Consider the following 19,430-nt stretch of genomic DNA (forward strand, 5'->3'; position numbering starts at 1 on the left):
ATTGTACAAGCTGACACTTTAAAGCGGACGTGAGTTATGGTAATATTGACATGTTGTTCTAGGGCTCATCTGAACCTTTAAAACATATTATCTATAAAACTATGATTGAAAAGAAGGAAAAGTTATGAAAAAGAGAAAGCTTGCTGTATTAACAGCTGCATGTCTGATGGGCGCCGTTGTGGCAGGATGTGCAGAAAACGGGGACAATAAAGAGCAGGAGAATACCGCTGATGCTTCCGGCGAAGCTACAAGCGAGGATGTGACTGCAGAAGAAGTAGAAGAGAACGAAGAGGGCGCAGAGGCAGGAGAGGCAGGAGAGGCAGCTGCAGAGCCTGTTACCGTATTTGGCGAAGACGCCTATATCAGCTACTACAACTTAGATGAGTATGTAAAGCTGGGCGAGTATGAAGGCGTAGAGATCAAGGTAGAGCCTGTAGATGTTACAGACGAAGAGGTTGATAATGAGATCACTGCTAATTACCTCTCCAGGATCACTGAAGAGGTAGAGGGCAAGGCAGTTGAGAACGGTGATATTGCCAATATCGATTATGAAGGCAAGTATGCTGATTCCGGAGAAGCTTTTGAAGGCGGCACAGCTCAGGGCTACGACCTGACCATCGGTTCAGGAAGCTTTATAGCAGGCTTTGAAGAAGGTCTTATAGGCGCAGAAGTAGGACAGACACTGGATCTGAACCTGACCTTCCCTGAGGATTATCATAGCGAAGACCTGGCAGGCAAGGACGTGGTATTTACAGTAACAGTCAACAGCATCAAGGCTCCTGCAAAGGAAGTGACTGATGATAATGTAGGCAGTCTTGCCATCGAAGGCGTAGAGACAGTTGCTGACCTTAAGGCTTATGTCAAAAACGACCTCACAGCTACAGAGCAGAATAAGTATGACAATCAGGTATCTAATGATGCCATGCAGGCTGCTGTTGATAACGCAGAGTTCCTTCAGGATTTCCCTCAGCCGCTGGTAGACAGATATGTACAGATGTATGAGAACAGCCTGAATTACAATGCTCAGATGATGTCTTACTATACAGGTCAGACTATGACAGGTGATGAGTATCTTGAGCAGTATCTGTCTATACAGGGAGAAGATACGCAGGACCTTGATTCCTACAAGAATAAGGTTGCAGTAGATCAGCTCAAATCTACCTTTACAGCATATGCTATTGCCGCAGAGCAGAACTTTGAAGTAGCTGCAGAGGATATTGATAATGAGATCAATACAGCACTGGCTTCTTCCGGATATTCATCAATTGAGGAATATGTCCAGAACTACACAGATACAGTAGGAATGGATGTAAGACAGCTGGTAGAAGAGAGCATCATAGACGAAAAGGCTATCCAGTACGTATCACAGCTTGCAGTAGTAAGCGCACCGTAATATCGTTTATCAAAATCTTTTAAGGCCGGTATTTTGATGAACATCAAATAAAAAGAATAGAGAGAATAAAAAGATGAGAACAAGAATCAAAGAGCTGTTTGCAAAAACATCAGAATTTGCTTCAAAGGAATTGACTGTATGTGCGTGGGTAAGAACCAACAGGGCGCAGTCTAATTTTGGCTTCCTTAATGTAAATGATGGTTCTTTCTTTGACAATCTGCAGGTGGTTTACGAAAAGGAACTTGAGAACTTTGCTGATGTTTCTAAAATTGGCGTAGGTGCAAGTGTTAAGGTTGTGGGAACACTGGTGCTCACACCTGAGAATAAGCAGGCTTTTGAGATAAAGGCTAAAAGCGTTGAGCTGTTGGGAGATTGTCCCGAGACATATCCTATTCAGCCAAAGAGACATACGAGAGAGTTCTTAAGAACAGTTGCACATCTTCGCCCCCGTACCAATCTATTCAGTGCGGTATTCAGGGTAAGAAGCGTGGCTGCCATGGCTATTCACAGTTATTTCCAGGAGAGAGGATATGTGTATGTACATACTCCCCTTATCACCTGTGCTGACTGCGAAGGCTCGGATCAGATGTTCAAGATTACAACACTTAACATGAATGATCTTCCCATGGGCGAAGACGGTAAGGTTGATTTTGGCGAGGATCTCTTTGGCAAGCAGGCATTCATTACAGGTTCAGGACAGCTCCATGGTGAAACCTTCGCAATGGCCTTTGGTGACATTTATACCTTCGGACCTACATTCAGAACTGAGAATTCCAATACTCAGACCCATGCTAACGAATTCTGGATGATCGAGCCAGAAATGGCTTTTTGTGACCTGAATGATCTGATGGATATCGAAGAGGAAATGCTCAAATACGTAGTTAAATACGTGTGCGAAAAGTGTCCGGAAGAGATAGACTTCTGTGATAAGTTTGTTTCAAAGGGGCTTAAGGATAAGCTGGATGGTATTGTTAATTCTGAGTTTACCAGGATCAAACACCATGATGCCATTGATATCTTAAAGAAGGCAGATGTTAATTGGGAATTTGAACCGGATTATGAAGAGGATATTGCCAAAGAACATGAAAAGTATCTGGTAGATTATTTTAATGGCCCTGTGTTTGTTACTGACTGGCCAAAGGACATTAAGGCATATTACATGAAGCTGAATCCGGATGGCAAGACTGTTGCAGCAGTGGATCTCTTAGTACCTCAGGCAGGTGAGCTCATGGGAGGCAGCCAGAGAGAAGAGAACCTGGACAAGCTGCTCGAAAGAATGGATGCAAACGGTGTGGACAAGGAAGGAATCAAGTGGTATCTCGATACCAGAAGATATGGCGGATGCATTCACAGCGGATTTGGTATGGGATTTGAGCGTCTCATAATGTATCTCACAGGAGTAGAGAACATCCGTGACGTAATACCTTATCCCAGAACTCCTCAGTCATGTGAATATTAATATCTGAGCAGATATCGGGGCTTGTATCGTATAGGTACAGGCCCTTATCTTATGCGCTAAAGAGTTGCATTAGCCTGTGAGATTTGTGATAAACTATGTATTAGAAGAATGCACCGGGCGCGAAGATGAGTCCGCTTAACGGGGGAGATGATATGAAGGCAGGCAGGAGAATAGTATCTGCGGCATTGATAATAATTTTTACAATTTTGACATTGACAGCAGAACCCGTATGGGCCGCCACCAGTTCTGAACTTCAGAAAAAGCAGGATAAGCTTAATCAGCAAAAAAACCAAACCCAGCAGGAACTGGATAATGCCAATAGCAAGGCCGATGCCCTGGAGAGGGAGCAAAACCAGGTCGGTGAGAAGATAGAGGAGACTAACGGAGAACTTGTAGCTATTCTCGCAGATATAGAGCTGATAAAGGGCGAGATCAGCCAGAAGGAAGCCGATATCACGGATACTCAGGCCAAATATGATGAAGCACAAAGGCAGGCTGAGGAGCTTTATGCTGCCATGTGCTCCAGGATCAAATTCATGTATGAGAAGGGCAATGTGACCTATGTGGAGATCATGCTCAAGGCAGCCAGCTTCTCGGACATGACAACCAAGGCAGGCTATGCCGAGAGCCTCTATGAATATGACAGAAACCAGCTGGACGCATATGCTACTGCTCAGCAGGAAGCAGCTGATTATAAGGCTCAGCTGGAAGAAGAAAAGAGCGAACTGGAGACCACTCAGGAAGAGCTGGGTGAGGAACAGGGATATCTGGAGACCATGCTCTCCAAGTACAGGTCGGAATACAGTGATTATGGAACCAGGCTTGCATCTGCACGCTCCGCAGCCGGTGAATATGCAGCCAAGCTAAAGAAGCAGACGCAGGAGATCGCTTCCCTGGATACTGAGATAGCAAGGGCCAAGGCTCACGAAGAAGCGGAAAGGAAAGCTGCGGAAGAAGCCAGGAAGAAGGCCGCAGAAGCTGCTAAGAAGGCAGCGGCTTCAAATACTGCGGGTGGAGATGGGCAGTCAGCTTCGTCATCTTCTTCATCCTCAGGTTCCTCCAATAAGAGCTATTCGCCTCCGGGATCGGCAACAGGCTCCAATATTGCATCCTATGCCTGTCAGTTCGTAGGTAATCCCTATGTCTTTGGCGGTACCAGTCTAACCAATGGCTGCGACTGCTCGGGATTTGTATATTCCGTATATGGGGCTTTTGGTATCAGCGTGCCCAGAAGCTCTTATTCACTGGCTACTGCAGGTACAGCGGTATCATACGAGGATGCAAGGCCCGGAGATGTCATAGTGTATCCCGGACACTGCGCGATATACCTGGGGGATGGCAGGATAGTGCATGCATCCTCAGCAAAGACAGGTATCAAATACGGATACGCACTCTACAGGACCATCACTGCTGTGAGGAGATTTGTGTGAGTATATATTATGAGGTAGGTGTCAAAAGTTCCTTTTGACACCTTATGACTAACGGATTGTTCCGTTTCTTCGAAACTCTCACAATCCTAAAACATTCGCATAATTACGACATAGAAGTGCCTCCCTGCACTTCTGGACATGTCGAAATGCATCCATGCATTCCGCACTACGTGCTACTTTGCTCATGTTTTGCGGGTCATAAATTCATATTCGATTTCGAGCAAGCTCGAATCGAAATGACTTTTGACCCTTACGTCATATTATCAGCTGCTTGCGCCTTATCCTTCTGCTTCATAAATGCTTGCATTAAAAGACCCTTTGCTTTTAGGAATCATAATTATACTTGCTTTATTTCATCCCATAATATAGAGTATATGGTGTCCGAGATTTGAACATTTGGACAAAATTCTGTAATTGTTTTTAGAAAAGATAGGAGACAAAATGGCTCAGGAATGTGTATTGGTTCTGGACTTTGGCGGACAGTATAAGCAGCTTATAGCCCGCCGCGTCAGGGAGTGTAATGTCTATTGTGAGATCATTCCCTATACCACACCCCTTGATGAGATCAAGGCCAGAAATCCCAAAGGAATCATACTGACAGGCGGACCTGCCAGCGTATATGCAGAGGATTCACCCACTTATTCAGCGGACCTTTTTGAATGTGGTATCCCTGTTCTGGGTATCTGTTATGGATCACAGCTTATGGCATACCGCTGCGGAGGCGAGGTTAAGACTGCTCCCGTTTCAGAGTATGGTCACACCAAGGTGGCTATACAGGCGCTGGACAGCAAGCTCTTCACATCTGTGGAGACAGATTCTGATGGAGTGACCAGCTGCTGGATGAGCCATACTGATTATATAGCCAAGGCACCTGCAGGCTTCGAGATCACTGCCAGTACAGGCAATTGCCCTGTTGCAGCTATGGAAAATGCAGACAGGAAGCTCTATGCAGTACAGTTCCATCCGGAAGTGCTGCATACTCCCGAAGGCACCAAGATGATCCGCAATTTCGTAATGGACATATGCGGATGCTCCGGTGACTGGAGAATGTCCTCTTTTGCAGAGACTACTATCAAAGAGCTGAGAGAGAAGATTGGCGATGGCAAGGTACTGTGTGCACTTTCAGGCGGTGTTGATTCATCTGTATGTGCAGTACTGCTCTCCAAGGCTATCGGCAAGCAGCTGACCTGCGTGTTTGTAGATCACGGCCTTCTGAGGAAGGATGAGGGAGATGAAGTAGAGAGAGTATTCGGACCCGAAGGACCTTATGAGCTTAACTTCGTAAGGGTCAATGCTCAGGACTATTTCTATTCCAAGCTGGCCGGAGTTACAGAACCCGAAGAGAAGCGCAAGATCATAGGCGCCGAATTTATAAATGTATTTGAAAAAGAAGCAAAGAAGATCGGTGCTGTGGATTTCCTGGCTCAGGGAACTATTTACCCTGATGTTGTGGAATCCGGTATCGGCAAAGGCGCTACTATCAAGTCTCACCACAATGTAGGCGGACTTCCGGATCACGTGGATTTCAAGGAAATCGTAGAACCCCTCAGGCCCCTCTTTAAGGATGAAGTCAGACAGGTAGGCCTGGAGCTTGGCATTCCTGCTAATCTGGTATACCGTCAGCCCTTCCCCGGCCCCGGCCTTGGCATCCGTATCATTGGAGAAGTGACTGCTGAGAAGGTGAAGATAGTACAGGAAGCAGACTATATCTACAGGTCAGAGCTTGAAAAGGCCGGTATCGATATGGGCAAGGGTCAGTTCTTCGCTGCTCTCACCAACATGAGAAGCGTAGGCGTCATGGGCGACGAGCGTACCTATGACTACGCCATAGCACTTCGCGGAGTTATCACCTCCGACTTTATGACAGCAGAAGCTGCCGAGATTCCCTGGAATGTCCTCCAGATCTGTATGAACAGGATCATCAACGAGGTCAAGGGCGTCAATCGCGTACTCTACGATCTGACCAGCAAGCCCCCGGGAACGATAGAGCTGGAGTGATTTTTTCTTAAAAGAACCCTAGTATTTATGCGGGTTGCAAGCATATTTGTTTAAGAGTTGGCAACGATTTGGCAACATTTTAGAGTTATTCTCTGAATAATCTCAAAACACAATAATAAAAGACCTTACTGATTCATATTGGATGGAGAATCGGTAAGGTCTTATCTTTATTTCTTCTTATTGGATTTTGACTTTTTCTTTTCTTCTTTTATCAAGGCATCGCTGATCTCTCTTGGCAGGACATCTACCGAGAACTGATGTGTATCAAGTTCCGGATATTTGTACCGCCAGTCATCATACTGATCTTTCGAGATTTCTCCACCTTTAAGTTTTTTGGCTTCCTGAAGCCAGGAGCGAAACTTGTCATAGAGTTCCGGAAATTCCGGTGTGAATCTGTCCAGACGCAGAACCATCTCACCATCAAGCTCATCAATCTTCAGACCATACATATCTTCTATGGCAAAGAGCGTGTGCATGAGACCGAGCTGGGTGTCTATGTCGGGAACTGTCAGAGCTCTGGGATCCACATCAAGCAGATCAGCCATTTCTTTTACAAGGTCTGCTTTCGGAACCCGGACTTCGGATTCATATTGGGTGATCCTTACATCGGAAGTTTTTCCGAGAAAGCCTAGTTTCTCACCGAACTGCTTCTGAGTCATGCCCTTGCGGTTGCGGAAAAACTTTATTCGTTGCCCTATAGCCATAGCAATTTCCTCCTAAACATATATGTTGAGGATATTGTATCAGATACAGAATAAATACGCAAGCAAAAACTAAACAAAAATATTTAAGAAAATACTTGACCTAAACAAATATGTATTGTAATATATGAGACAACAACACAAAGCAAATATGTTTAGGGAAACGAGAGAGGAGGTGAATATCATGGAAAACAAAGCATTTTTAACGGTAGAAGAGGTGGCTGCTGAGATGGGAGTTTCAAAATCTTACGCTTATAAGATTGTCAAGAAACTCAATGAAGAGTTGCAGCAGATGGGGTATCTGACTGTCGCAGGACGTATCAATGCCAATTACTTCCGTAAGAAGGTATGTTACACGGAAACAGCTTAATGGAAGGGAGATGATGAAATGGCTGTTTATAAGGATGGCGATAAGTGGAGAGTGCTCTATCGCTATACAAACTGGAACGGAGAGCGAAAGCAGACGCAGAAGCGTGGATTTGCCACCAAGAGGGAAGCGCAGGTTTGGGAACATGAAGCAATGCTCAAGCAGGATGCCAACCTCGACATGACTTTTGAAAGCTTCTTTGAAATCTACAAGGCAGATAAGATCAAGCGGTTAAAGGCAAATACCTGGGAATCAAAGGAGCATATCATAAGAACAAAGATTATGCCGTATTTCGGATGGCGCAAGATTGCTGAGATTGAAGTCAAGGATGTAATCGCCTGGCAGAATCAGTTGCTGGCAAGGGAGATGGCAAGCGGTGAAAATTATTCGCCAACGTATCTGAAGACTATACATGCACAGCTTTCGGCAATATTTAATCATGCAATGAAGTATTACCATTTGAAATCCAATCCTGCAGCGATTGCTGGAACGATTGGATGTGAGGAGCGTAAGGAGATGCTTTTCTGGACAAAAGACGAATATCTGAAATTTGCCGATGCGATGATGGATAAGCCCAAATCCTACTACGCCTTTGAAATGTTGTACTGGTGCGGCATCCGGCTTGGTGAGCTTTTGGCACTGACACCTGCCGACTTCGATTTTGAAAAGAAGACTCTCAGGATAAATAAATCCTATCAGCGGCTTAAGGGTGAGGATGTGATCACTTCTCCCAAGACACCGAAAAGTAACAGAGTCATTGCCATGCCACAGTTCTTATGTGATGAGATGCAGGATTATCTGAAGATGTTGTATGAGCTTGGAGAGAATGATCGTATCTTTCCATTGTCAAAATCTTTTCTTCATCATGAAATGGATCGTGGAGCTGAGGAAGCCGGAGTTAAGCGTATCAGGATTCATGATCTGAGACATAGTGCAATCTCGTATCTGATTGAACTTGGATTTTCGGCGCTGGCTATAGCAGAAAGAGTTGGACATGAGAGCATAGATATCACATATCATTACGCGCATCTCTTCCCGTCAAAGCAGACAGAGATGGCGGATCGTTTGGATATTGAGCGCATGGGGAAGGATGGTGAAGGGGATGTCTGAGAAGCTGTTGGACTACAAGGGCAGATGGAGACACCGGATGGTTGCATTCAGGGTATCGGAGGAAGAGGCGCAGCTCATAGATCGTGAGGTTGCATTGTCCGGACTTACGAAGCAGGACTATATAACAAGGAGGCTCCTTAACAGAGATGTAGTAGTACAGGGAAATCCCAGGGTATATAAGGCACTTCGTAATCAGATGGATGAAATGCTTACAGAACTCCGGCGGATTGAAAAATACAGTGAGGATCAGGATGAACTTATGTACACGATACAGATGATCGCTGAAATTATGGAAGGAATGAAGGAGGATGGATTATGCGGAAAATAAAGAGGATCTTATTCCGGGTAAGAGATGAACCTTTGGAAAAATAAATGCCCCTGCCAAAAGCAAGGACATTCATCACCGAAAGAAAAGGACGAGCCTTTGTCTTCGATAAATCTCGCAAATTTATTATAGCAAAGGCTCTCCCGGATGTTAATACCCATTTTTCAGAAAGGAGGGCGTGATTTTGCCTATTTTTAAGGAAATAAAGGAACACCTGACCACCAGACAGATAGCTGAATACTATGGTCTGAGGGTTGGAAGAAACGGGATGGTCTGTTGTCCGTTTCATGATGATAAGCATCCCAGCATGAAGATCGATACCGGTTATTACTGCTTCGGGTGCGGAGCACATGGTGATGCCATCGGATATGTGGCGCAGATGTTTGGACTATCCCAGTATGATGCCGCCTGCAAGCTTATCGAAGATTTTTCTCTTCCCATAGAGATACATCCGGCAGATAAGCGTGAGCAGGAGAAAGCCAGGATTAAGTGGCAGAAGGAAAAGAAAGAGAGGGACAAGATAGTTCATATCAAGGATCGCTTCAAAAAATGGTGTTTTACACAGATAGATATCCTTCATGATGCAGAGGATGGAATACAGCGCATTAAGGATAGTTTCTGGAACGCTACACCGGATGAAGTATTTGGATCACCGGAATTTGAAACAGCAGTTAATGCGGAGTCACTCATTGGTTACTGGCTAGATATCCTGTGTATGGGAACTGATGAGGAGAAAATCGAATTGTTTATGAATGCCAGAGAGGAGGTGGATCGCTATGTCAGAAAAGTTACAGGAGCCGTCGAAAGACGCCTGGGAGGAAGTCGGACAGGTACTGGATGCGGAATGCAGCAGTGTGGATGATATAAGGCTTGATCTTGAGAAAAGTGATAAAGGCGGCGTGAAGCAGACTATAGAGAATTGCATGACAGTGTTTTACCGCGATCCCCTGCTGAAAGGGGCAATAAGAAAAAACGAGCTGACCTGCCGTCTGGATCTCAAAATGAAAACGGGTTGGAAAAGAAGTATTTCCAGTAGTCTGACAGAAGTTGATGAGTATCAGATACAACGTTATATGGAAAGTAATTACGGGTTGAGAAGCGAGAATAATATCAATAAGGCGATACATATCATAGCAAGTGAAAACGGCTATCATCCGATCAAGCAGTATTTGGAGTCACTTGAGTGGGATGGAGAAGAACGTATCAAACACGCGATGACGAGGTATCTTGGGGTTGACGAGGATGAGTATTCGGAAGCGCTTATGAAACTTTTACTGACTGCTGCTATAAAACGGATTTATGAACCTGGATGTAAGTATGACATCATGGTCTGTGCTGTTGGTGGACAGGGAGCCGGGAAATCAACTTTTTTCCGTTTCCTTGCGATCAACGATGACTGGTTCTCTGATGACCTGAAGAAGATCGATGATGAACAGGTGTACCGGAAAATGCAGGGACATTGGTTTATAGAAATGTCGGAAATGCTTGGAACAGTAAACGCAAAAAGCATCGAGGAGATTAAATCTTTTCTCAGCCGTACGAAAGAAACATATAAGGTCCCGTATGAAAAATATCCGGAGGATAGACCGAGACAGTGTGTATTTGTCGGAACATCCAATGATCTTCAGTTCCTTCCGTTTGATATGACCGGAAACAGAAGATTTGCACCGATTCTTGCACATCCGGAACGGGTTGAAAAACACATACTGGAGGATGAAGCAGAAGCCAGAGCATATTTTGTTCAGGTGTGGGCTGAAGCGATGGAACTGTATCGGGCAGACGAAAAACATGATCTGAAGCTTCCGAAAGAGATGGAAGATTATCTGAAAGAAATGCAGAAGGAATTCATGCCGGAGAATACTAATATCGGAATGATCCAAGCCTGGCTTGATGAATGTGGCGAGGAATATGTATGTACCATGATGATTTTTGAAGAGGTATATGCGCGAGATGGAGATCAGATCAAATCATGGCAGGTTAAAGAGATCAACGAAATCATGAATAACTCCATTGTCGGATGGGAGAAATATAAGCAACACCGGTTCCGTAAATATGGCCAGCAGAATAGCTGGAAACGTAAAGCAAGAACGGATGGATTTATGGAGCTTCCGGACGATGCAGATAATCCGTTCATCTAAAAAGTTTTTACAGCTCCATTGACAGTTGACATTGACAGGAGCGTCAATGGAGCGATTGACAAGAAAATCCAGTATTTATAGGGGATACAGGACTTGTCAATGATGTCAATGAACAAAATGAAAAAGACCTAAAAAGTTATACCGGTCATACCGGAGAAAGGAAAACTATGAGCAACAACAATGAAAGACTAACATACAAAAATATGGAGATCATCGGGATCGATCATGGTTTCGGTCAGATGAAAACAAGGTATAACACCTTTCGTTCCGGAGTACTTACCAGTGCCACGGAGCCACCTGTGGGTGGAGATATCCTGATCCTTGATGGAAAGTATCACCTTATCGGGGAGCAGCATAAGGTGTTTGCACAGAACAAGACGCAGGATGAGGACTACTATATCTTAACGGTAGCAGCACTAGCAAAGGAAATGGTTAGCAGGCAGATGAGGGAGGCGGATGTGATCATTGCAGCGGGACTTCCACTTCAATGGGTAAGTTCCGGCAAGGAGGATTTTAAGGAGTATCTTCTTCAGAGGGATATGGTTGAGCTTGCATATAAAGGAAAGGATTATCGTATCCGAATTAAAGGAGCTTTCATTTATCCACAGGGTTTTGCCGGGATTGCTACCAGACTGAATGAATTTGGTGGGATCAATATCCTGGCTGACATCGGGAATGGCACTATGAACACCATGTATATCAAGAACGGAAGACCGAGCGCATCGGAGTGTTATACGGATAAGCTTGGCGTTGAGCAGTGTATTATCCGGATGCAGAATGAATTTCAGACTATCGGTGGCTCAAAAGCACCTTATGAACTGATGGAAAGTTATCTGTGGACAGGGAAGACAGATCTTCCGGAAAAGTACCGCGAGATGATGAAAAAAACGGCAGAGGATTATGCCGCAAGGATTGTTGGAAGGCTCCGGGAATATGAGTACAATCCCGATATCATGAGGCTCCGTGTGATGGGCGGAGGTATCTGTATCCTTAAGAACTTCTGGGATTTTGGAGAAGCAAAAGTGGATTTCATCGAAGATATCAGAGCTACGGCAAAAGGATATGAAGCACTGGCACTTAATGACCTTCGCCGGGGTAAAGATGCGGGAAGGAGCAGGATACCGGCATGATAAGGAAGAATGAAAAATGCTTTCATATCAGGCTGAATATGGCTAAACCAACAGACCGGGAAATCTGGGAATGGCTTCATGGGAAAGAAGAGTCGCAGACAATATCGCTCAACTCTTTTCTGATCGAGGAGCTGCGGAGGATGATGTTGGCAGATAAAGGGATGGTGGCAGTAATGCCATCCCCGATATTGCCGGAACCTCCGACGGGTAAGGCATCATCGGAGAAGGATACAGAATCGGAGGAAGATTTGAACCTGTCGGAAGATGTATTGGACTTCTTAAGTCAGTTTTGAGAGTGGTAGCAATCTGGCACCACAGAAGATATGGAAGCCGGAATAATAGTAGCAATTTGTAACCAATAAAAAGAAAAGGGCTGCCGTATAAGGCAGCAAGATAAAGGCAAATGCAGGAGAAAATCATGGAAAATGACATGGTAAAGAACATATATAAGAGCCCTCGGCGATTGAGAGCGAAATACACCCATCGCACAAACCTTGCGGTTTATGCTCTGGATATTTCGCCACTGCGTGGAGCTGCCAGTCAGCAGAGGGCTGACCGGGTATCTGAACGAAACCTGCCACAGGCAGTTTCCGATATGTTCAGATACAGTCCCGAAATAAGAAAGCTATTTCGGGATATGCCGTGTTATGGGGTAGACACCCCATCCCGGCAAGGAAAACATCCACCGGATGTTTCCAGATGTATCCTGCGGATGCCTGAAAGCATAAATGCGAAGGAGGAGCATCATAAAAAGACATGTATTTGTGCAGGAGAGCAAGCTGAGCAATTTAAAAGGCAGAATCGATTATATTTCAAATCCCAAAAGGCAGGAACATCTCTATGCAGTGTATGATACTGCCGATCCACTTTTCTGGAGGGAACTTGCGAAAGAGAATATGAGAATCCATAAGCAAAGTGGTACCAAAGGTGATTGCATCGAAGCAAGGGAGTTAATAATAGCCCTCCCGGAACCTTTAGTTGAACTGGATCCGGAAAAACTGCTCCGGGGAGTTGTGGAAAGGTTCCGAGAAAAATATGGTGTGGATTGTATAGCGGCTCTCCATCATAACAAAACAAAGACGAATTATCATATACATCTGATCTTTTCGGAGCGAAAGCGTAAGGAGGTGGTTAACGAAAAGATAGCGACGAGGAATATGTTTTATGATGAAAACGGCAGACATGTCCGAACGAAGAAGGAGATCATGGACGAGGACGGCAATATACGAAAAGGCTGTTATATCATTAAAAAGGGAGAGGCGTACGAACGGGACATCTTCTCCATAAAGGACAAGCAGTTTAAGTCAAAAAGATTCCTGAAGGAAGCCAAGGTACATCTGATGGATTATATCAATACCCTGCTTCCAGAGAATTATCCGAAGCTGACGATCTTTGATGACGAGGAAGTATATCTTCCGATGCTGAAAATCGGAAAGAATAATCCGAAGGAAGCAGAAATAAAAGAGGCCAACGAACTGCGAAAAACTTGGAACCAGATTGCAGATCAGGCACTTGTGGAGGGAGTACCGCAGGCCGAGATAAAGAAGATCAAGCAGGAAGAAATAATGGAGACTGCACAAAAATCCATTAAGGAACATGGGAAAGAGCCTGGGCGGTTTAATCAGATCGTACGTAATGCTATCCAACATCTCCGAAAACTGATCCTTAAGATAAGGGATGCAATCAAGGAAGCAGAAGTTAAAGCAGAAACATCTAAGCAGCCTGTAAGCGAAAGCGATAACAGGAAAGAATTGCAGATTCCTGTTACCCTTGAAAAACCTGTCGAGCCGGAGTTGTCGAAGCAGTTCAAAAAATACTATGCTACATATAAGAAACTGGAAAGCACAGGGAAAGAAATACAGACACTTGAAGATAAACTTGAAACGCTTCAAGAAGAACTATCACAGATGACCGGTTTCTTCAAGGGGAAAGAACGCAACAGGATCATAGGTGAAATCGCAGATACACAGGTGGAGTTATCAAAGAAGAGAGCATCTCTTGGAAGGATAGCAATCAAGGCAAAATGCGGATCAGTTGATGAATTCTATACAAAGTATAACGCATCCAAAGCCAGTCATAACGAGTACCAGAAACAGCTTGAGGCGTGGTACGCCAAGTATGGTACCGGAGAAAATACTTCTACGCCGAAGGAATCAACAAAGGAACAAAAATCATCAAATCGGTCCAAGGTAGATACTTCCACACCTAAGCGGCAGCTCAATAAGGTAAGTATGAAGGCTGCGCTTAAGGAAAAGAAGGATATTGTCAAAGCATATGATGAACAAAAGGACAGATCACTAAAAAAGGTCAAAAACAGGAATGCTGGATTGGAATAAAGTATTATATTTTGCTGAAGTATTGCAATTTGGAGGAATCCCGTGGTTGTCAGAGATACCCCGCGACTACGGGATCCTTAAAAGTTTTTTAAATTTTTAATCAAATCGTATGTATGTTTCGTTTATATATATAGAGTGATCACTTAGGAGAACAAGAATTACATGAAAGACGATTTATTGATAAAGCGGATCCGCGCCGGGGATGAGGACGCTGCGGAGGAACTGGTACGAAAGTTTTATGCTCAGGTCATGAGATTCTGCAGATGGCAATGCGGTAACAATGATCTGGCTGAGGATCTGACGCAGGAAACATTTCTCAAGGTATTCAAGAGCCTTGATCAATACAGAAACAGAGGGCACTTTAAGGCATGGCTTTTCTGTGTTGCGAGAAGTGTATGTATTGATGAACTTCGGAAAGATCGAATCGAATATGAACCGGACATAGATATCAGCGAAATTGGTGACGAATATGACGGTATCAGGCATGTGGAGGATGAGGATGAACTTTACAGGCTACTGTCTGGGTTGCCCGACGAACAAAAAGAAGCGATCATCCTTCATTACATGGAAGGCTTCTCTTATCGCGAGATAGGAGAAATCTTGAATATTCCGTATAGAACTGTGCAAAGCAGGGTGAATCTGGCCAGAAAAACGTTGCGCAAGAAAGGGGAATACAGATGAGAGTAAATCAAATAAAGAAATGCCTTAGTTCATACGAGGGAACAGAGAATACACAAAAGATGGAAGAGACCATTGCCGAATGCCGGAGGATTACAAGAGAAAATGCTGCTGCATCAAGGCCACGAAGCAGTTTTCTGGATTTTTTATCTGAGGTTTTACGCATGAATGGGAAGATCATATTGGGCGGACAGATGGTTACATTAGTCATCATATGTCTGATCATTCAGATGGTGAGCGATTATCCAAAACTGATCCCTGTTTTTATTCCATTTTTTATCCTTGCCGCACTTCCGGTTTTGTTCCGGGCAGAGATCAACCATATGAGTGAGATAGAACTTGCGACAAGAAATTCATATGCGCAGCTGCTTCTTGCCAGACTGATAATCATTGGTGCGGCAGATATCATATGTTTTACATTGTTGCTGGCTGTAGAAATCTGCTGTTTCCGGTCAGGACTGGGATTGTTAAACCTGATACTATATGTGTTTGTTCCTTATATGCTATGCGTAACGGCAATGTTAAGGATGATACGAAGCGGAAAGGGGAAGATTATCAGTTCAGCTATGGTGGCGCTCACAGCAAGTTTTTTATGGGGCATTACAGCGTTTGCCATACCGGGACTGTATGTGGGTTCAGCAGTAGGCGTATGGATGATCTGCTTTATTGTATTTGGAGTCTTTTTTATTCGCGAGATGGAGTATCTTATCTCGTATGTTAAGGAGGGAAAAATATATGGTTTTGTCGCTTGATCGACTGACAAAGACATTTGGGAGCAAAATCGCAGTTGACCATTTAAGTGCCACGCTACAGCCTGGAGTTTATGGGCTTTTGGGAGCAAACGGTGCAGGTAAAACGACATTGATGCGGATGATCTGCGCGATTTTAGAACCAAGCAGCGGAGAAGTGTTGCTGGATGGGCAGAATGTGTCGGATATGGGGGCTGATTATCGGGATCTTTTGGGATATTTGCCGCAGGACTTTGGATACTATCCGAGTTATACAGCGAAAGATTATCTGGAATATATTGCTGTTCTGAAGGGAATTCCAAGACATGCAGCAACAGCGAAAATAAAGGAGCTGCTGAATGTGGTGGGACTTTCTGAAGTTTCAAAGAAGAAAATCAGGACTTTTTCTGGGGGAATGAAACAGAGGCTGGGTATAGCACAGGCGCTGCTTAATGATCCGAAAATACTGATCCTTGATGAACCGACAGCAGGTTTGGATCCAAAGGAAAGGGTGAGATTCCGTAATCTCTTATCTTCACTTGCAAATGACAGAATCGTTATTCTATCCACACATATTGTCTCTGATGTTGAAGCTATCGCAGACAAAGTTTTTGTGATGAAACAGGGAAATTTCGTTTCGCAGGGGAGCATTCGGGAGCTGGTGAAAGAGGCACAGGGACATGTATGGGAGATAGCCGTGAATCCTTCAGAAACGGGAAGATGGGAAGAGCAAATGACAGTTGCTAACTTAAGGAGAGAGGATGACAAGACAATACTCAGGATAATCAGTGAAAACTCTCCCTCTGAATCCGCAACTTGCGTCCCGGCAACACTGGAAGACCTGTATTTATACCATTTCCCGACAGAAAGGAGCGAATAAAAATGGAAATCTTCCTAGCAGAACATAAAAAACTGTGGAGCAAAAAGTATGTAAGGATCAGCGTGCTTTTATGCTTTGTATATATGATCATTTTTGCCGGAATACTTCAATTTCAGTGGTTCACCTTTGGCAGCCCTAAGGATGTTACAAGCGCGTTCGGGAACCACTTTGACGGGTATGAGGTGATACGGGAGCGACAGGAATATGCCGAGCAATTCCACGGAGTGCTGACGGATGAAACTTTATCGGATATGGTATCGGATTACCAGAGTATAGAGAAGAACGGATCATATGATGAAACCAAGAAAACGGATTGGAGCGTAAAGACATCCTGGCTGGAAACCCTATTTCCGGAACTGAAACAATCTGACACGTATTTATTAATGTTGAGTTATGTGGATCCAGAAAAACTGACGGACATATATGAGCGGCGGAATAAAGCAATTGAAGCATTCATGGATGCTTCAGGGATTGAAGGTGATGAGAAAGAATACCTGTTATCTATGAATGAAAAGGTTGAGATTCCGTTTTCATACGTCTGGACGGAAGGCTGGAGAACCGTTCTGGGGGATTCGCTTCCGGATTTTGGATTGATGATCGCAATCGTGCTAGTCGTCTGTCTGGCGCCGATGTTTTCAGGTGAATGGCAGACCAAAACCGGAGCAATGATCCTAACGATGAAGCAGGGGTGGAGGAAAGATGCTCTTGCAAAGTTGGCTGTGGGCTTTTCTTTTACGATAGAGATATTCCTGCTCATTGCTATTCCGAATATCATTGTTCAGATGGTTTATTTGGGGGCATCTGGATGGGATGCACCTATTCAGTGTATAAAGATGATCGCGATCGCACCGATGAATATGGTTCAAGCAGAGATTTATGAGTACTTGTTTGCTTTATTTGGAACGTTGGGATTTGCTGGGCTGGTAATGCTGATCTCATCACTGTCGAAAAATGATTTGCTGTCTATCGTCGGCGGATTTGCCTTGTTATTTGTACCGATGGTGATATCTGAGTATCTGCCATATACCCTGCAGCTTATAGTAAGTCTCATACCGATGGCAGGAAGTTCTGCTGACATATTCAGAATGAATACCCTGAATATATTTGGAAAAGCTGTGTGGTTGCCATATGTCGAGCTTTGGACACCATTGATTTTTATGATTGCATGTATCCCTGTCACAGTCTCTCGTTGGGCAAAGATACAAAAAAGCTGAACAGCGGCAGAAGACGTAGCAGAAGGAAAATTCGAAGGATAAGAGCAATCTGGACTGGATTGTTTGTGCTCTTATGCGTTTTTCTGGTCGCACATGTAATACATTGCTATGAAGGAGATTCTCTGGACTATGATGGAGATACTGACAGGGATGCGGTTGTTGAGACAGAGGATATTCTGTGGAATCTTATACTGGTAAACAAATGGAATCCGTTACCGGATGATTTCAACATAGAATTTACACTGTTGTCCAACGGTCAGAGGGTGGATAGCAGGATTTATCCCGATCTGCAGTCAATGTTTGACGATGCCAGGGAAGAAGGTGTCTTCCCGGTTGTAAGAGAAGGCTTCAGAACCCATGAGGAACAAGTAGAGGTTTTTGAAGATAAAGTCGCTGCTTTTATGCGTGAGGGATATCGAAGAAGAAAAGCAGAGGAAATGGCCGAGCAATGGGTCGCAATTCCGGGAACCAGCGAACATGAATTAGGCCTGGCAGTAGATATCAATGCTGATAAGGAGCAATCAAGCAACGAAGAGGTTTATAATTGGCTGGCGGAAAATGCTTGGAGATATGGGTTTATCCTCAGGTATCCGCAGGGTAAAGAGGATATTACCGGGATTGATTATGAACCGTGGCATTACAGGTATGTAGGGAAGGAGGTTGCAAAACAGATCTATGAGGAAGGGATTACGCTGGAAGAATATTACAGGAAAGAGAATCAGATTAAGGGATGGTTAAAATCCGATGATGGAAGCGGTGATTAACCTGTGTAGTGACATTAGAATATGCTATATACGGAATGGCTCCTGCATTTAAACCGGCAGGAGCTTTTTTGAAATCATTACTTGACATGTAACAACAATGTCGTTACAATAAGATTGTATGGAGGTGCCATTATGGAAAAAACTGCAACATTAAATTTAAGAGTAAATCCTACACTGAAGCAAGATGCGGAGTCAGTATTGGGGCGTTTAGGTATCCCGATGTCTACTGCTGTTGATATGTTTTTGAACCAGGTTGTCCTTGTTGGTGGAATACCTTTTGCTGTCACTTTACCCAATGCGCCTGAAAGCATCGATGCAACGAAGATGAGTGAAGATCAGATTCATGCCAAGATACAAAAAGGATATGAAGCGTACAAGGCCGGTCGAACCCAGAATGCTGCAGAAGCATTTAGCCGATTTCGGGAGAACCACAGCTGATGGATAGATACATAGTTAATATCACCGATGAGGCGCTTGCTGATATGGAAGCGTTATATGAGTATATTGCAAAGAAGCTGCTTGCTCCGGAAAATGCTATGGGGCAGTATAACCGTATCGCAGATGCGATACTGACATTAGATACTTATCCTGATCGATTTGGTCTGTTTGAATGTGAGCCGGAACATTCTATGGGGATTCATAGGATGATAGTGGATAATTATCTAGTTTGTTATGTTGTTGATCCAGGTGTAGTTACCGTTACTGATGTGTTGTATGGAGCATCGGATGTGCATAAAAGGTTGCAGGAGAGACATAATCAAGTTTAGTGATTGAGTTAC

General features: G+C 44.2%; 20 protein-coding genes. 19 read left to right on the plus strand and 1 reads right to left on the minus strand.

Features of this window, described 5'->3' with window-relative positions:
* Positions 1-124: 124 nt before the first annotated feature.
* The 4 genes from tig (at position 125) to guaA (ending at position 6,280) form a co-directional block, all read left to right on the plus strand.
* Positions 125-1,393: a trigger factor gene (gene tig / locus G636_RS0108890; protein WP_026507770.1), complete on the plus strand. Its 1,269-nt coding sequence runs from the start codon at positions 125-127 to the stop codon at positions 1,391-1,393.
* 73 nt (positions 1,394-1,466) lie between these two features.
* The gene (gene asnS / locus G636_RS0108895; RefSeq protein WP_026507771.1) at positions 1,467-2,852 is read left to right on the plus strand and encodes an asparagine--tRNA ligase; all 1,386 of its coding nucleotides are present in this window, start codon (positions 1,467-1,469) and stop codon (positions 2,850-2,852) included.
* Between the two features lie 125 nt (positions 2,853-2,977).
* Positions 2,978-4,282 (plus strand): C40 family peptidase, encoded by a 1,305-nt coding sequence (locus G636_RS0108900; protein ID WP_242826947.1) that lies wholly within the window; start codon positions 2,978-2,980, stop codon positions 4,280-4,282.
* 441 nt (positions 4,283-4,723) lie between these two features.
* The gene (gene guaA / locus G636_RS0108905) at positions 4,724-6,280 is read left to right on the plus strand and encodes a glutamine-hydrolyzing GMP synthase (RefSeq protein ID WP_026507773.1); all 1,557 of its coding nucleotides are present in this window, start codon (positions 4,724-4,726) and stop codon (positions 6,278-6,280) included.
* 167 nt (positions 6,281-6,447) lie between these two features.
* Here the strand turns inward: guaA and G636_RS0108910 are convergent, their stop codons facing one another.
* The gene (locus tag G636_RS0108910) at positions 6,448-6,984 is read right to left on the minus strand and encodes a helix-turn-helix domain-containing protein (protein WP_026507774.1); all 537 of its coding nucleotides are present in this window, start codon (positions 6,982-6,984) and stop codon (positions 6,448-6,450) included.
* A 181-nt stretch (positions 6,985-7,165) separates the two neighbouring features.
* On the opposite strand from G636_RS0108910, the gene G636_RS0108915 reads away from it, so the two are divergent.
* The 15 genes from G636_RS0108915 to G636_RS0108985 all read left to right on the plus strand — a co-directional run bounded on the left by G636_RS0108915 (position 7,166) and on the right by G636_RS0108985 (position 19,418).
* Positions 7,166-7,351 carry a helix-turn-helix domain-containing protein gene (locus G636_RS0108915; protein ID WP_026507775.1) on the plus strand — a complete coding sequence of 62 codons (186 nt, stop codon included), beginning with the start codon at positions 7,166-7,168 and terminating at the stop codon, positions 7,349-7,351.
* Positions 7,352-7,369: 18 nt separating this feature from the next.
* A complete protein-coding gene (locus G636_RS0108920; protein ID WP_026507776.1) occupies positions 7,370-8,458 on the plus strand; it encodes a site-specific integrase in 1,089 nt (362 codons plus the stop codon).
* The gene (locus G636_RS0108925; protein WP_026507777.1) at positions 8,451-8,786 is read left to right on the plus strand and encodes a plasmid mobilization protein; all 336 of its coding nucleotides are present in this window, start codon (positions 8,451-8,453) and stop codon (positions 8,784-8,786) included. Before G636_RS0108920 ends, G636_RS0108925 begins: the two co-directional genes overlap by 8 nt.
* 181 nt (positions 8,787-8,967) lie before the next feature.
* Entirely contained in the window at positions 8,968-9,645 is a 678-nt protein-coding gene (locus G636_RS17935; RefSeq protein WP_051226784.1) for a CHC2 zinc finger domain-containing protein, read from the plus strand.
* Positions 9,560-10,921 (plus strand): virulence-associated E family protein, encoded by a 1,362-nt coding sequence (locus G636_RS0108935; protein ID WP_051226786.1) that lies wholly within the window; start codon positions 9,560-9,562, stop codon positions 10,919-10,921. Before G636_RS17935 ends, G636_RS0108935 begins: the two co-directional genes overlap by 86 nt.
* A 167-nt stretch (positions 10,922-11,088) precedes the next feature.
* The gene (locus tag G636_RS0108940) at positions 11,089-12,051 is read left to right on the plus strand and encodes a ParM/StbA family protein (protein WP_026507779.1); all 963 of its coding nucleotides are present in this window, start codon (positions 11,089-11,091) and stop codon (positions 12,049-12,051) included.
* A complete protein-coding gene (locus G636_RS0108945) occupies positions 12,048-12,344 on the plus strand; it encodes a hypothetical protein (protein ID WP_026507780.1) in 297 nt (98 codons plus the stop codon). Before G636_RS0108940 ends, G636_RS0108945 begins: the two co-directional genes overlap by 4 nt.
* 471 nt (positions 12,345-12,815) lie before the next feature.
* Positions 12,816-14,387: a MobA/MobL family protein gene (locus G636_RS17940; RefSeq protein WP_196803068.1), complete on the plus strand. Its 1,572-nt coding sequence runs from the start codon at positions 12,816-12,818 to the stop codon at positions 14,385-14,387.
* A 162-nt stretch (positions 14,388-14,549) separates the two neighbouring features.
* A complete protein-coding gene (locus G636_RS0108955) occupies positions 14,550-15,068 on the plus strand; it encodes an RNA polymerase sigma factor (RefSeq protein WP_026507781.1) in 519 nt (172 codons plus the stop codon).
* Positions 15,065-15,817, plus strand: a complete 753-nt coding sequence (locus G636_RS0108960) for a hypothetical protein (protein WP_026507782.1) — start codon at positions 15,065-15,067, stop codon at positions 15,815-15,817. Before G636_RS0108955 ends, G636_RS0108960 begins: the two co-directional genes overlap by 4 nt.
* Positions 15,801-16,673, plus strand: coding sequence for an ABC transporter ATP-binding protein (locus tag G636_RS0108965; RefSeq protein WP_026507783.1), 873 nt, complete (start codon positions 15,801-15,803; stop codon positions 16,671-16,673). The genes G636_RS0108960 and G636_RS0108965 overlap by 17 nt, the downstream gene beginning before the upstream one ends.
* 2 nt (positions 16,674-16,675) lie before the next feature.
* Positions 16,676-17,887: an ABC transporter permease gene (locus tag G636_RS0108970; RefSeq protein ID WP_026507784.1), complete on the plus strand. Its 1,212-nt coding sequence runs from the start codon at positions 16,676-16,678 to the stop codon at positions 17,885-17,887.
* Positions 17,863-18,651, plus strand: coding sequence for a M15 family metallopeptidase (locus G636_RS17945; RefSeq protein ID WP_305803589.1), 789 nt, complete (start codon positions 17,863-17,865; stop codon positions 18,649-18,651). Before G636_RS0108970 ends, G636_RS17945 begins: the two co-directional genes overlap by 25 nt.
* Before the next feature lie 132 nt (positions 18,652-18,783).
* The gene (locus tag G636_RS0108980) at positions 18,784-19,089 is read left to right on the plus strand and encodes a type II toxin-antitoxin system RelB/DinJ family antitoxin (protein WP_026507785.1); all 306 of its coding nucleotides are present in this window, start codon (positions 18,784-18,786) and stop codon (positions 19,087-19,089) included.
* A complete protein-coding gene (locus G636_RS0108985; protein ID WP_026507786.1) occupies positions 19,089-19,418 on the plus strand; it encodes a type II toxin-antitoxin system RelE/ParE family toxin in 330 nt (109 codons plus the stop codon). The genes G636_RS0108980 and G636_RS0108985 overlap by 1 nt, the downstream gene beginning before the upstream one ends.
* The last annotated feature ends 12 nt before the right edge of the window (positions 19,419-19,430 follow it).

It is taken from the genome of Butyrivibrio sp. MC2013 (genome assembly GCF_000424585.1).
Lineage (GTDB): Bacteria > Bacillota > Clostridia > Lachnospirales > Lachnospiraceae > Butyrivibrio.

What these genes read in the sequence shown, in the direction of transcription:
- tig (WP_026507770.1), top strand. Translation starts at nt 125, where the DNA reads ATGAAAAAGAGAAAGCTTGCTGTATTAACAGCTGCATGTCTGATGGGC.
- asnS (WP_026507771.1), top strand. Translation starts at nt 1,467, where the DNA reads ATGAGAACAAGAATCAAAGAGCTGTTTGCAAAAACATCAGAATTTGCT.
- G636_RS0108900 (WP_242826947.1), top strand. Translation starts at nt 2,978, where the DNA reads ATGAGTCCGCTTAACGGGGGAGATGATATGAAGGCAGGCAGGAGAATA.
- guaA (WP_026507773.1), top strand. Translation starts at nt 4,724, where the DNA reads ATGGCTCAGGAATGTGTATTGGTTCTGGACTTTGGCGGACAGTATAAG.
- G636_RS0108910 (WP_026507774.1), bottom strand. Translation starts at nt 6,984, where the DNA reads ATGGCTATAGGGCAACGAATAAAGTTTTTCCGCAACCGCAAGGGCATG.
- G636_RS0108915 (WP_026507775.1), top strand. Translation starts at nt 7,166, where the DNA reads ATGGAAAACAAAGCATTTTTAACGGTAGAAGAGGTGGCTGCTGAGATG.
- G636_RS0108920 (WP_026507776.1), top strand. Translation starts at nt 7,370, where the DNA reads ATGGCTGTTTATAAGGATGGCGATAAGTGGAGAGTGCTCTATCGCTAT.
- G636_RS0108925 (WP_026507777.1), top strand. Translation starts at nt 8,451, where the DNA reads ATGTCTGAGAAGCTGTTGGACTACAAGGGCAGATGGAGACACCGGATG.
- G636_RS0108935 (WP_051226786.1), top strand. Translation starts at nt 9,560, where the DNA reads ATGTCAGAAAAGTTACAGGAGCCGTCGAAAGACGCCTGGGAGGAAGTC.
- G636_RS0108940 (WP_026507779.1), top strand. Translation starts at nt 11,089, where the DNA reads ATGAGCAACAACAATGAAAGACTAACATACAAAAATATGGAGATCATC.
- G636_RS0108945 (WP_026507780.1), top strand. Translation starts at nt 12,048, where the DNA reads ATGATAAGGAAGAATGAAAAATGCTTTCATATCAGGCTGAATATGGCT.
- G636_RS0108955 (WP_026507781.1), top strand. Translation starts at nt 14,550, where the DNA reads ATGAAAGACGATTTATTGATAAAGCGGATCCGCGCCGGGGATGAGGAC.
- G636_RS0108960 (WP_026507782.1), top strand. Translation starts at nt 15,065, where the DNA reads ATGAGAGTAAATCAAATAAAGAAATGCCTTAGTTCATACGAGGGAACA.
- G636_RS0108965 (WP_026507783.1), top strand. Translation starts at nt 15,801, where the DNA reads ATGGTTTTGTCGCTTGATCGACTGACAAAGACATTTGGGAGCAAAATC.
- G636_RS0108970 (WP_026507784.1), top strand. Translation starts at nt 16,676, where the DNA reads ATGGAAATCTTCCTAGCAGAACATAAAAAACTGTGGAGCAAAAAGTAT.
- G636_RS0108980 (WP_026507785.1), top strand. Translation starts at nt 18,784, where the DNA reads ATGGAAAAAACTGCAACATTAAATTTAAGAGTAAATCCTACACTGAAG.
- G636_RS0108985 (WP_026507786.1), top strand. Translation starts at nt 19,089, where the DNA reads ATGGATAGATACATAGTTAATATCACCGATGAGGCGCTTGCTGATATG.